This is a genomic window from Xanthomonas cannabis (genome assembly GCF_040616535.1).
GTDB classification, from domain to species: domain Bacteria; phylum Pseudomonadota; class Gammaproteobacteria; order Xanthomonadales; family Xanthomonadaceae; genus Xanthomonas; species Xanthomonas cannabis.
Map to the genome: position 1 here is coordinate 2,110,386 of NZ_CP136580.1, position 14,868 is coordinate 2,125,253.

The window sequence follows — 14,868 nt, forward strand, 5'->3', positions numbered from 1 at the left end:
TTGATGCCGTCGACAGGCGGCGAGAGAGAAATGATGGACAGCGAAGCGATGAGCGTGCGTGGTTACATGGCCGAATACAGCAAGCGCGCTCTGGCGCTGATGCTGTGCGTCACCGTGACCTGGACATCGTTTCCGGCGTGGGCGCAGGTCGCCCCCACCCCCAATCCCGGCGGGCAGACGCCTGGCCAGCAGGTGGCAGCCAACGGCGTGCCGGTGGTGGACATCGTCGCACCCAACGCGCGCGGCATTTCGCACAATCGCTACAGCAATTTCAATGTCGGCCCGAACGGGCTGATCCTCAACAACAGCGCGCAGATCTCAAAGACCGAGCTGGGCGGTTACGTTGCCGGCAACAACAATCTGCAGCGCAGCGGTGCTGCTTCGTTGATCCTCAACGAGGTCACATCGGCGAGCAGCCGGCTGCAGGGGTACACCGAAATTGCCGGCGCCAAGGCGCAGTTGGTGATCGCCAACCCTAACGGCATTTCCTGCGATGGCTGCGGGTTCCTCAATACCTCGCGCGTCACGCTCACCACCGGTACGCCGAACCTTGGAAGCGATGGCGGCTTGAATGGTTTCACCATCACCGGTGGCGCGCTCAGCATTGGTAGCAACGGCCTGGACGCATTCAATGTGGATCGTCTGGATCTGCTCTCGCGGCAACTCGGTGTCGACGGCTCGATCTGGACCAAGGAACTGGTGGCCAGCGCAGGTGCCGGGCGTATCAATGTCGACGGCATGCTGTTGGATGTGTTGCCCGGCACCTATGGCGCAGCACCGTCGATCGGCATCGACGTGGCGCAGCTGGGCGGCATGTATGCCGACCGCATCCGCCTGATCGCCACCGAAGCCGGCGTTGGTGTGGTCAGTCGCGGCACCCTGGCGGCACAGAGCGGCGATCTACAGATCGATAGTGCCGGCCATGTGAGCCTGAGCGGCACCAGCGTGGCGCGCGATGGCGTGAACGTGCGTGCGTCCGGCGGTCTGGATCAACGCGGTGTGCTCGGCTCACAGCAAGGCGATGTGACCCTGCGGGCTGCGCGCATGAATCTTGCGGGAGACCTGGTGGCCGCTGGCGCACTGGATGCGCAGGCCAGCGGTGCCCTGAGTCATGTTGGCCGTAGCAGCGCAGGAGCGATCCGTCTGTTCGGTTCTGAACTGGCCGCCGATGGCAGCCTGCATGCCACCGGCACACTGGAGCTGGGCGCCGACGGCGTGTTGAGCAGCGCCGGCGTGGCTTACGGCGGCGCGGGCGTTACCGCACGTGCCAACCGGATCGGACTGTCGGGCATCCTGCAGAGTGGTGGCGCGATTGCGTTGAATGCCGGCGCGGTCGATGCACTCGGTACGCTGGATGCGGCAACCGCATTGCGCGTTGTCGGTAGCGACGCCGTGCGCCTGGGCGGGCTGGCACAAGCCGGGCAGGGCGCGGACGTGCAGGCCGGTGGTCGCCTGGAGGTGCAGGGGCAGTTGATCGCTGCGGAGACGGTTGCACTGAACGCTGGCGTGATCGACATCGCGCAACGTGGCGCCGTCTCTGCGGGCGGCGACCTGGATCTGCGGGCCGGCGCGTTGAACACCAACGGTAGCGGCCATGCAGGGCGCGATCTGCGTCTTCAGGCCAGCACGGTGACCGCGGCCGGCAGTCTGTCCGCCGCGCGCGATGTGCAGGCGACCGTGACAGGCAGCCTGCTCAACAGCGGCACGCTGGTCGCGGGCAATGCGCTGACCGTGGATGCGGCGCAGCTGGAGAGCCGCGGGGACCTGGGCAGCCAACGCGGTGATGCCACGTTACGCAGCCGCGGCGCCATGCGGCTGGCCGGCAATACCGTGGCGGCAGGGGCATTGGCAGTGGACGCCGGTGCCGATGCGCAGGTGTCAGGGACCCTCAATGCCGCAAGCGTGAGCCTGCGCAGCGGCGGCGATGCCAGTGTGTCCGGCACCCTGCAGGCCACGCGTGGCGCGCTGAGCGTGACCTCCGGCGGGGTGCTGGCCAGCGATGCCATCATGCAGTCGACGGGCGCCTTGGATCTCGCGGCAGGCGGCGCACTGCGCCAGCGCGGCCAATTGCGCAGTGCCGGCGCGCTGCAGATGCGTGGCGCGGCGATCGATCACGACGGAGTGATCGACGCGGGCGGCGATCTGCGCATCGCAAGCAACGGCGACCTGTCGCTCGGTGGCACCGTACAGAGCGCAGGTGACGCAGCGCTGCGGGCCGGCGCTTCGCTGGACAATCGTGCCAACGTGGTCGCCACTGGCGGACTGCAGGTAGACGCGGGCGCCTTGCGCAATGGCCAGGGTGCGGTGTTCTCGTCCGACACCGATATGCGTGTTGCCACCGCCGGCGCGTTGGACAACGCGGGCAGCCTGTACGCGGGCAACGCCCTGCAGATCACTGCCGACACAGTGACCCAGAGCGGCCGCCTCGGTGCCGGCAATACGCTCTCGGCGTCGGTTGCCGGGGCGCTCGTCAACACCGGGAATGTTGTGGCCGCCAACGCCTTGCAGATCGAAGCGGGCAGTCTGCGCAGCACTGGGCAGCTTGGCAGCCAGGCGGCCCAGGTGCGCCTGGCGAGCCAAGGTGACATGGCCTTGCAAGGGGTGACGGCTGCGGGAACCACGTTGCAGGCCACTGCTGGCGGAGACCTGCAGCAGGCCGGTTCGACGACGGCACAGGCGATCGTCCTGGCGGCCGGGCGTGACCTCAGCGCCACCGGCTCGCTGCAATCGGCGTCCACGCTGGACGTGCAGGCCCAGGGTGCATTGGCGTTTGCCGGACAAGGCCGTGCAGGGAGCGACGCGTCCTTGCGCGCCGGCACCTTGAGCACGAGCCAGGGCGCGGTGCTGCAGGGCGGTGGTGCCATCACGGTACAAGCGGCGGCAATCGACAGCCGCGGCACGCTGGACGCCGGCGGCGACCTGCAGATGCGTAGCGATGGCGATCTGCAGTTGGCCGGCGTGGTACAGGGCGGCCGCGATGTCGGTCTGGCCGCTGGCGCTACGGTCAGCAATGCCGCACGCATCGTTGCCAGTCGCGACCTGGCGCTGCGGGCGCAGCGTCTGGACAACCTGTCCGCTGGCGTGCTGGCGGGCGAGGGCGATGTAGCCGTGACCACAGCTGGCCAGCTCAGCACCGCCGGGCGCATACAGGCGGGTGGCGATGTGCAGCTCACTGCTGCGGCGCTGGACCAGAGCGGCAGCGTGTCTGCCGGCAAGCGCATGCATGTCGGGGTCGCCGGCACGCTGGACAATCGCGGGACGTTGATCGCCAAGGACGCGATGCAGGTCGACGCAGCCATCTTGCGCAGCAGCGGTCAGCTGGGCAGCGAGCGTGCCGATGTTGCGTTGACCAGCCAGGGCCTCATGCAGCTCGATGGCGTCGTTTCGGCAGCAACGGCATTGCGTGCTGCTGCCGGTAGCGATTTCCAGCAGGCCGGCTCGCTCAATGGGCAGTCCGTGTCGGTGCAGGCTGGTCGCGATATCACCGTCGATGGCACCTTGACGTCGGCCTCCGTGCTGGATCTTCAGGCACAGCGTGCACTCGCGTTGCATGGGCAGGCCTCGGCTGCGGGACCTGCCGCGCTGGCCGGTACTACCGTGACGACTGGAAACGCCTCCATCCTCAAGAGCGGGGCCGGCATCACCCTGGATGGCGGTGCCATCGACAGCCGTGGCGCGCTCGATGCCGCCACCGATCTGAGCGTGCGCAGTGCAGGCGATCTGACCCTGGCCGGCGTTGCCCAGGCCGGGCGCGATGTAACGCTGACCGCCAACGGCGCGTTGCGCAATGGCGCGCAAGTGGTGGCAGCCCGCGACCTCAGCGTGCAGGCCGCCAGCGCTGAAAACATGGCCGATGCCACGCTTGGCGCGCTGCGCGATTTGCGCGTTGATGTCGCCGGCGTGCTGGACAACGCCGGCAGCCTGCATGGGGAACGCGGGCTTGCGCTGTCGGCAGGCTCGCTCTTGCAGCGCGGTCGCCTGTACAGCGGTGACGCAGTGTCCATTGCATCGACCGGCGCCTTCGACAATCGCGGCCAGCTGGTTTCGGGCCAGGATCTGACCATCGCCGCTGGCAGCATCACCAGTACTGGCCAGCTAGGATCGGTGAATGGCGCACTGACGCTCACCAGCCAGAACGGCATTGATCTGCAAGGCGTGGTGTCGGCAGCGACCGCGCTGCAGGCCACGGCGGGCGGTGACCTGGTGCAATCCGGTTCGCTTAGCGCGCAAACCATCGGCCTGCAGGCTGGTCGCGACCTTACCGCTGGCGGCACCCTGCAGGCGACATCCACGCTGGATCTGCAAGCGCAGCGTGCCCTGGTGTTGAACGGCCAGGCGCAGGCGGGCAGCGATGCCGCGTTGCGCGGCGCCAGCATCGCCACCGGCAACGCCGCCATCGTGAAAAGCGCTGGGCTGATCACCCTGGACGGTGCTGCCATCGATAGCCGTGGCGCGCTCGATGCGGGCAGTGACCTGCGCATGCGCAGCACCGGAGGGCTTACCCTGGCGGGTGTGGCGCAAGCCAATCGCGATGTCGTGCTCAGCGCCGATGGCGTGTTGAGTAACGCCAGCCAGGTCGTTGCAGGCCGCGATCTTTCGGTACAGGGTGGCGCGATCGCCAACGCGGCGACGGGTGCGCTGGCTGGCACGGGCAGCGTCACACTGGTCACCGGCGCACTTCAGAATGCGGGGAGCGTGCAGAGCGGTGACGACCTTCGCATCACTGCCGCCAGCATCGATCAGAGCGGTTCTGCAGTGGCGGGCAAGGCGTTGAACGCAACCGTCACCGGGCTTGTCGACAACCGCGGCAGCCTGGTCGCCAAGAACGCCCTGCTGATCGACGCGGGTGGTCTGCGAAGCAGTGGCCAGCTTGGCAGTGAAACCTCCACCGTCACCCTGACCAGCCGCGGCAACATCGGCTTGCAAGGTGTGGTGGCCGCGGCAACCACGCTGCAGGCAACCGCAGCAGGCGATCTGCAGCAGGGCGGTTCGCTCAAGGCGCAATCGGTCACGTTGCACGCCGGCCGCGACCTCGTCGCAGCGGGAACGCTGCAGTCGGCCGCGCAACTCGATCTGCAGGCGCAGCGCACCCTGGCATTCAACGCACAGGCCGCCACCGGCGGCGACGCAACGCTGCGCGGCGCCACCGTCACTACCGGACAGGGCGCCGTGCTGCAGAGTGGTGGCGCGATCAGCCTGGACGGCGCGGCGATCGACAGCCGCGGCGCACTGGATGCGGCGACAAATATCGCTCTGCGCAGTACCGGCAACCTGGCAGTTGCCGGAGTGGCCCAGGCCGATCGTGCGGTGCTGCTGAGCGCGGCAGGCGCACTGACCAATGCAGCACAGGTGGTCGCCGGCCAAAGCCTGAGCGTCACCGCTGCCAGCGCAAGCAATACAGCTACCGGCGTGTTGCTCGCGCAAGGCGATACCACGCTGACCATTGCAGGGTTGCTCGACAATGCCGGCGCACTACGTGCAGGCAATCAACTGACGCTCGGCGTCGGCGCGCTGCGCCAGACCGGCCAGGCCTACGGCCTGCAGCGCCTGGGGTTGACTGCATCGGGTGCGGTGGATAACCGCGGCGATCTGATCGGCGGCAACGGCCTGCGGGTGGAAGCCGGCCAGCTGAGCAGTAGCGGCCAGCTGGGCAGCGAGCGTGGCGATGTCGCCTTGATCAGCCGCGGTAACCTGCAGCTCGGCGGCAGTCTTGCCGCGGCTGGCGCATTCTCCGCACAGACCGATGGGACGTTGGCGCAGAGCGGCACATTCAGTGCGGGCAGCGTCCTGGATCTGCGCGCGAAGAACGACCTCACCGTTGCAGGCCAGCTATCGGGTCAACAGATCACGCTGGCAAGCGAGACGGTGCTGCGTCAGCAAGGCGTCGTCACCGGCGCCACAGTGGGCCTGCAGGGTGCACGTATCGAGAACGCGGGCCAGACCACGGCAGCAGGCAACTTGAGCCTGCGCGCAGGCGAGATCAGCATCGCCGGCACCGTGGGTGCGGGCATCGCCAGCGATGGCAATCTGGGTGCCGGGAGCACCTTGAGCCTGATCGCCGATCGCCAGCTGAGCGCCTCCGGCCGGCTGCTGGCAGGTGGCAATCTGGTTGCGCAGGGCGCTGGGCTGCAGTTGGCAGGTGCCAGCACGCGCGCAACCGGCAACGTGGCCCTCACCACTGCCGGAAGCCTCGATCATCGCGGCGGCGATCTGCTTGCAGGCGGCACCTTGACCGTGCAGGCCGGGGGGGCCATCGATAACGGCCGCCTCAATGGTGTCGGCGGCCAATTGCAGGCCACGCAACTCGGTGTCGATGGCGGCAGCTTGAACAATGCGGGCGGCCGCATGGTGCAGAGCGGCAGCGCTGCGACCCGCGTCAGCATCGGCGGCGCATTCGACAACACCGGCGGAACCCTGGCCAGCAACGGTCAGGACCTCACGGTCACGGCCGCCAGCCTGGAGAATGCGCAGGGGCGGATCGAGCACGCCGGCACCGGCACCGCAGCGGTGACCAGCCGCGGCGCGTTGGGAAATGTCGGCGGGCGCATCGTCACCCAGGGCGTGCTCAACATCGGCGCCAGCGGTGGCTTGAACAATCAGAACGGCACGGTTGCCGCTGCTGGCGATGCAACGCTGACCGCAGCCAGCCTCAATAACATCGGTGGCTCGGTCGCCGCACGCGGATTGAGCGTGCAGAGCGGGGGGACTGTCGACAACCGTAGCGGCCTGCTGCAGGCCAGCGGCGGCGCGTTGACAGTGCGTGCCGACAGCCTCAGCAACAGCGGCGGCACGGCGCAGGCAGTGACCAGCGGCGGCATGGGCGGCAGCGTGCGCGTCGAGCTCAATCGTGGCCTGGACAACGGCAGCGGCATCATCGGTGCCAGCACCGACGCGGTGATCACTGCAGAAAACATAAGCAGTACCGGTAGCCTGCAGGCAGGGCGCGATCTCGGCATTACCGCGCGCGGCCAACTGGACAATCATCAAGGCGGCAAGCTCAGTGCGGGCCGCGACCTCAACGTGGCCGTCACCGGTGCGCTGCTCAACAGCGGCGGCCAGCTGGATGCCGGCAACACGCTGGCCGCCTCCGGCGGGCTGATCGACAACACCCAAGGCAGTATCGTCAGCAATGGCGGTGGCCTGACCCGTATCACTACTGGTGGTGCGTTGACCAACACCGGCGGCAATCTGGGTGGCCGTGGCAGCGTGGTGATCGATGCGGCCAGCATCGCCAACACCGGCGGCCAACTGGTTGCCGGCGGCGACCTGATTGCGGGCACCAATGCACTGAACAATCAGGGCGGCAGGGTCTATGCCGGTGCCAACTTCCTGCTGCAGCGTGCGGGCGCCTCGCTGGATAACCGCAACGGCACTATCAAGGCCGAACAGGCGGTCCGCCTGAATCTGCAAAGCCTCAGCAATGCTGGCGGCCAGATCGGCGCCGGCAGCACGACGGGAGGTGTTGGCGATGTGGTGATCGATACCGTGGGCTTCGACGGCGGCGGCAGCATCCTGGCGCAGAACCTGCTCGACCTGACCCTGCGCAGCGACTACACGCATCGCGCTGGCGCGGACCTGGTCAGCAACGGAAACTTCAACCTGCGCGTGGGCGGCAATCTGGTCAACGAGTCCACGCTCAAGGCCGCACGCACGCTGGATATCACCGCCGGCAGCATCACCAATCGCGCCGGTGCCAACATCCTGTCCAGCGACACCCGTCTCAACGGCGGCAACGTCATCGACAACGCTGGCAGCATTTCCGGCAACAGCGCGTTGTCGCTCGTCGCCAACAGCGTTTACAACACCGGCAGCATCGTCGGCGGCAATGTCTCGGTAAATACCGGCACGCTGGTCAACGGCGCCGATTTCGGCGGTGCGACCGACAACGCCGCCTATGGTTCGGCCCTGCTGGGTTCCACCGGCAACATGAACCTGATCGTGCGCGATCAGCTACTCAACCGCGATGCCCGCATTTTCAGCCTGGGCAATATCGCGATTGGTGGTGCGCAGGATGGTGGTGGCACGCTGGTAGCGCGGACTGGGGTGGTGAATAACCTGTCGGGCAGTATTGAGGCTGATGGGAGTATTTTGATTGCGGCGAGTCAGCTGAATAACAGGCGCCGAGTACTGACTGCAGCCCTTGGTGCATTGAGCGATCAAGAAAAAGCTGCCGCTAATGCATCAATGCCTGAGGAACTGATTGAGTCACGTGGGATCGTCTACCCAAGGCAGTCTTATTTTATTCGATCTCCCTACACCGGGAAAAATCCAGGGGTCTATCGTTCCTATTCGGTCGAGCAGCAGGAGCGCCTGATAGCGGCAAGCTCCGAGGGGCGAATTGCCGCTGGCGGGAATATTGGAATTTCGGGCAGCGTGACCAATAACGCCTCAACGATTGCGGCAGCAGGTGCGCTGCAGGTGAATCAGCGCGGTGTCAGTGGTTTGAATGACGGACTCTTGGTCGTTGGAGATTCAATTCTGAATGAGGCGCTTGCTCTGAATCGGCAGGTTCTTCAGAGGGATTACGAGTACACGGTAACCGCGGTCATCGATGATTGCGCCCTAAATCAAGGGAATCGCCGCCCTATTTGCACGTACGATACCGAATCAAAAACGCTCTCTTCTTCTACTAGTAATACAAGCTACGTTGCACTGGGCGCCAGCATGACCGGCGGCCAAGGCGTCAGCATCAATGGCGCCACTATCAGCAACGGCGCTGTCGGCATAGATGGGCGGGCGGTCAGCGCTGCATCCCTCGCTGCAGTTGGTAGCCAGAGCGGCCTAAGCGGTCGTGGCATGCAGACCGTTCAAAACATCGGCGGACAGACGGTCGCCGGTCGGGCAAATAGCGGCGCGAGCAGCATCCGTGTCGCGACCAACACTAGCGGCAGCACAGGCACGCAAGTCGGTGCCAACACGCAGGACGCCACGCTGGGCACGTCGAGCGGCATCGTCAAGATGTCGGTCGCACCGGTCATGTCCAATGACAGCGGCCTGGTGCGCAGCACCGTCGACCAGACGAATGTGCAGACCACCGCCGCCGGCACCGGTGTCGCAGCGGGTGGAAACGAAACCCGTACGCGTGTCGATCCCGCCACCATTCCCGTGACCAACATCGTTGGTGGCGGGCAGACCTCGTTGACGCAGATCGATCTGCCCATCGGTGGGCTGTATCGCCTGTCCAACGGCACGGCAACCGATCGCACGGCGATGGGCCGCGCAGCCACCGGCTTGGGCGGCATCAACGCCTGGCGCAGCAATGGCCCGGGCCGTCGTTACCTGATCGAGACCGATCCGCGCTTCGTCAACTACGACAACTTCATCAGCAGCGACTTCCTGCTCGACAAGCTGGGTGTGGACCCGGAGTGGACCCAGACCCGCCTGGGCGATGGCTTCTATGAGCAGCGCCTGGTGCTGGACCAGATCACCCAGCTCACGGGCCGCCGTTACCTGGGCAACTACGCCGACGGCGTGGCGCAGTACCGCGCCTTGCTCGAGTCCGGTGTGGCTGCTGCAGGCCAGCTGCAGCTGAGCATGGGCGTGGGCCTCACCGCCGCGCAGGCTGCTGCGCTCACGCAAGACATCGTGTGGATGGTGGAGCAGGACTACCAGGGCCAGAAGGTGCTGGTGCCGGTGGTCTACCTGGCCTCCAACTCGCTGCAGCTGCGTGGCAATGGTGCCTTGATTGCCGGCGGCAACGTCGAGCTCAACGCCAGCAATTCCATGAGCAACCAAGGCGTCATTGCCGGCGCCGACGTCAGCATCACCGCCGGCAATCTGCTCAACCAGGGCCGCATCAGCGGCACCGGTAGCGTGGCGCTGGAAGCACGTAACGACCTGCTCAACCAAGGGCAGATCCAGGGCCGCGACGTGGCACTGCTGGCAGGCAACAACTTGGTCAGCGAAGCGGCCAAGGCCGTCAATGGCGTGGGCATCCTGTCCGGCATCACCGCCAGCAACACCGTGCAAATGATGGCCGGCAACGACATGACGTTGACCGGCACCCGCGTGCAGGCGGGCGGCAGTGCGGCGCTGATTGCAGGCAATAACCTGAGCCTCACACCTAGTGCCTTGCGCGACGACAATGGTCTGCTGCGTGGCGGCGATGCCGTGTCACTCGTCACGGGTAAAGACCTGATCGTGTCCGCAGGCAACGACCTGCAACTGCATGGCGTCAGCATCAACGCGGGCGGCAGCGCCGCCTTGCAGGCAGGCAACAATCTCTCGCTGACCCCGACCACCGGCCTGGACGGCAAGGTCGCCACCCGCACCAGCATCAGCACCGGCGACAGCCTGCAGCTGACCGCCGGCAACGACCTGACCATCCGTCAGGCCGAGGTCAAGGCGGGCGGTGATCTGATCGCCGCAGCCGGCAACAACCTCACTGTTGAGTCGGTGCTCAACGACAGCGAGACCACCAGCTACAACTCGCGCAACGGCAAGACGCGCGTCACTACCACGACCACTACGCAAACCATCGACCAACAGGCGCTCACCGCCGGCGGCAACCTGATCCTCAGCGCCGGCAACGACGTCAATCTGGTCGCTGCCAAGCTCAATGCAGGCAAGGGCTTGGGGATCAGCGCCGGCAACGACATCAACGCCAGCACGCTGACCACGGTGGATACCAGCGATGTTCTGGAGACGCGCAAGCGCTTCAAGCAGACCACCAGCACCCGCGACGAAACCGTCCAGGGCACCGAGTTCACCGCCGGTGGCAACCTCGCCATGCAGGCGGGCAACGACATCAGCCTGACTGCCGCATCGGCTGCGACCAAGGAAGGCGGCATCACCCTGGCGGCCGGCAACGACGTCAACCTGCTCGCCGCCAGCGAGCAGCACGATGCCGTGCAGGACATGACCAGGAAGAAGAAGGGCACGTTCAGCAGCAAGACCACGACGACGCATGACGAGTGGCAGGACACCGTGGCGGTCACCACCACGCTCAGTGGCGATACGGTGCAGATCGCGGCGGGTAACGATCTGCTGTCGCAAGGCGCACAGGTCGCCAGCACCGGCGATGTGGTGTTGGCCGCTGGCAACAACCTCACGTTGGACACGGTGCAGAACACGCACAGCGAAGAGCATGAGAAGACCGTCAAGAAGTCCGGCCTCTACGGCGGCGGCGGATTCAGCGTCGCTTTGGGCGTCACCAAGAAAACCGACGGCTTGGACGTCACCGAGGTCACCAACAGCGGTAGCCTGATCGGCAGCACCGACGGCTCGGTGACGATGACTGCTGGCAACAAGGTCGTCATCACCGGTAGCGATGTGCTGAGTGCCACCAGCACCACCATCGTGGGCAAAGAGGTCACCATTGCCGCAGCGGAACACACCGTGGACACGGTGCAAACGTCCAAGCAGCAGAGTGCAGGCATTACGTTGGGTTTGACCGGTGGGGTAGTAGCTGCGGCGGAAGCGGCCTATAGCGCGACCAAACGTGGTTCGGAGGTAGAAGACGATCGTCTAAAGGCACTTTACTCCGCCAAAGCAGGATATGCAGTCAGCGATGGCGTGGCCGAGTATCAGGCCGCTGCGGCCGCTGGCAGCAGTATGGGGGGGGTGAGTCTACGCATCGGGATCGGCGCAAGCAGTGCGTCGAGCAAGACGACCACGCATGAGGAAACCACTGGCGGTAGCCGCATCCTGAGTGATGGAAACGTCACCATCGCAGCGACGGGCGGTGACCTGAATGTCATCGGTAGCAAGATCAATGGTGAAAATGTCGCGCTCTCTGCAGCGAACGACCTCAACTTGCTGAGCAATTTGGAGACCAACACCAACAAGTCGGAGAACAAGAACGCGGGTGGCGAGATCGGTGTCAGCGTTGGTACGACCACAGGTGTGTATCTCACTGCTTATGCGGGCAAAGGTAGTGCCAAGGGCAATAGTGACTTACACGCTGAGAGCGTGGTGACCGCCAACGACAGTTTGACGTTGATCAGTGGCAACGACACCACGATCAAGGGCGCACAAGCAATCGGCGACAAAGTGCTGGCCGATGTCGGCGGTGACCTGCTGATACAAAGTGAGCAAGACACCAGCGACTACAAAAGCAAGCAGCAACAGGCGGGCATGACGTTGGTGTGGGGCTTTAGCGGCAGTAGCGCGAATTACAGTCAGCAGAAGGTCAATAGTAGCTACACGAGTGTCAACGAACAGAGCGGCATTCAGGCCGGCAATGGTGGGTTCGACATCAGTGTTGGCGGCAATACGCACCTCGTTGGCGGCGCCATTGCAAGCACGGCGGATGCGGTGCTCAATCGCCTGTCCACGGAAAGCTTGACGGTAGATGCTCTTCAAAACGAAGCCAAGGCAAAGGCGTCTAACATCGGTGTGGGCGCGGGAACCAGTGGTGCCGGGTTAGCGCAATCGGCCGCCAGTGCAGGGCTTAGCGCTCTGGGTAGCGCCAACAGTAATGCAACAAGTACTACTCGTAGTGATATTGCTGCTGGTGCTATTGACATACGTAGCAAGGATTTCAGCGCCCTGGAAGGCTTGGAACGCAGCGCTTCAGTGCTCGAGGGCAATAGTGTCAAGGCGATCGATACGAACAAGTTGCAGGAACAGATCGAGCTGAGCCAGGTTGCAGGGGAAGTCGGATTCCGTACTGCCAAGGAAGTGATTGCTGCACGACGTGACGCGGCAACAGAAGAGCTAAGAGCCGCAGCCGATGACTATCAGGCTGCCACAACCGATGAAGAGCGTGCGGCAGCAATGGCGCGGCGTGATTCCGCTCAATCCAGCCTTAAACAGTGGTCCGATGGCGGTAACGCCAAGATGGCAACGCAGGTACTAGCAGGCGTGTTCCAAGCGAGCCTTGGCGGGGGCAGTGCCCTCAGTGCTGCAGCTGGTGTGGCTGCCAACGAAGGATTCCTGACCAAGCTATCAGCAAGCATCAACAAAGGTGTGGATGGCGATGGTATTGCCCACGAAGGGGCGATGAACCTGGCCAGCATTGGCTTGGGTCTGATCGCCGGTGGTCTGTTGGGCGATGCCACGTCGGGTGCCATCGCTGCCAACACCTCTCAGCAGTATGGCTATTACGACTACCGGGACGGTAAGCGACAGCTGCTGGCCTCCGACGCTCTGCGCGCGATGGCCGGCGGTGACGAAGCCCTGTTGCAAGGCATGCGTACGCTGATCAACGAGGCAATCAAGAATGGTGCAGATCCGGCCAGCCTTGCGGCGGCGCTGACAACGCCTGGCGTCGCCAACAACATGGCCGGTATGGCGCTGGTTGAAGCATCGGCGCAGAGGGAATTCGGCAAGAGTTTCAGTGCGCTGGACATGGTGGATCAGAAGTCGGTTCTCGGGCTGCTGGGTAAGGTCTATGTTGAAGGCGCGCAAAGCATCGATCTTGATGGACAGCCTCTCGCTGCTATTGGAAGTGCCGAGAAGCTTCCAGCAGTAGAGGTAGTCGGTAAATCGTCCGGGGGGCTACTGCACGCCGGTCAGCTGGTCAGTGGGGTCATCGAGAGTGGTGGGCGAGGCGTTGAGAAAGCAAGCAACTGGCTGGGCCAAGACACAGCATTGGCGCTCGCTTACGTCGCGATGGCGGCAGCTGGCGGCCCGGTCAAGACCGTTGCGAGTACGCTGTTCGAAAACTCTGCGCCAGGCGAGTTCTTGCTGAACAAGAAACAGCAGTATCTCGTTGATCCGTTTGGAAATTTTATTGGGACTTATGGCTTAGGGGCTCAGGGCGAGCAGCAGCTGCAATCGGTACGGCCTGCTACCAGTCTGATGGCAGGCATGGGCGTCGATTCGATGGCGTCTGTTATCGGCGTTATCAGTACAGGGAAGGCAGCCAATAGCCTTCTTGAGAGTGCGCAGGGCATCGGTGGAAAGATAGATTCAGCCAAAGATGCGAAGAGCGCGCTTAATGATATCTCCAATAATACGCAAAGTATCAGGATTAATTCCAATGGCGCAGTTAAGGGGACGGCTGAGTTCGATATTCTGAATAATCCGGCAGCAAGAAGTCCTAATACTCACTATGTTCTCGATAACGGAAATTCGTTCAAGACAAACGCTGCCGGCCAAGTTGAGGAGTTGACATTTACGCCTTCCAATGTAAAGGTCCCACGTGATTCAAGGCAGACAGCAGCAGGTAGGGAAGGTCGTGATACTGACGTTGGAGGACATGCCCAGGCTTGTAGCCAGGGTGGATCGTGTGACGGATATAATCTCTTCCCGCAGAATGCTAATTTTAATAACTCGGCTTATAAAGTGTTTTATGAAAATGAAATAAAAAAAGCGTTGAACGATCCCGGGAAAGTGGTTGGGCCGACGACAATAAAGTTTGAAAGAGCTAATCCTAATTCATCCCGGCCAGATACTTTGAGCGTCACATACACGATTGATGGTAAAGTTAAAACAAGGGTTTTCGAAAACGAGCCGAATAAAATTCCTCTAGATAAATAAGCATGATTACTAAAGATATAGAGTTGTTAAATAAGTTATTCAACGTGGTTCGGGATGGGATGTTAGGAGATTACGATCAATTAGAATATGAGGTTATCCTCGGCGATGGATACATCGATACGTCTCTCGTTGTTAAGTTAAATGGCGCGGAAGTTGATCAAAGCAACTATTCGATAAATAATTCGTTAATATATGGTTTGGTGAAATCATTGAAGGATAGCGCTAGTCAGCGCGGAGATTTTTGGAATTCTTTCGTGATTTCATTTACCGCTGATGAGCAAGTCAAGGTGAAGTTTAAATATAGTTAAACTTCGCGGAGGTTCATTATCATCTTTAGGATATTAGCTCAAGCTTCAAGAAGAAGAGGTGGGTGAAATGTGGGGGTGAGGTTATTCAAAAAGATATCAATCTGAATATTTGCAACTGGTAATCAGCAATGGCCCG

The 14,868-nt window shown here is 63.0% G+C and carries 1 protein-coding gene and 1 pseudogene; both read left to right on the plus strand.

Going from position 1 to position 14,868, the window contains the following annotated elements:
• Nucleotides 1–33 precede the first annotated feature (33 nt).
• Nucleotides 34–12,624, plus strand: a pseudogene (locus RZV17_RS09100) (hemagglutinin repeat-containing protein); the annotation flags it as partial.
• 1,802 nt (nt 12,625–14,426) lie between these two features.
• Entirely contained in the window at nt 14,427–14,732 is a 306-nt protein-coding gene (locus tag RZV17_RS09105; RefSeq protein ID WP_047697854.1) for a hypothetical protein, read from the plus strand.
• Nucleotides 14,733–14,868 lie beyond the last annotated feature (136 nt).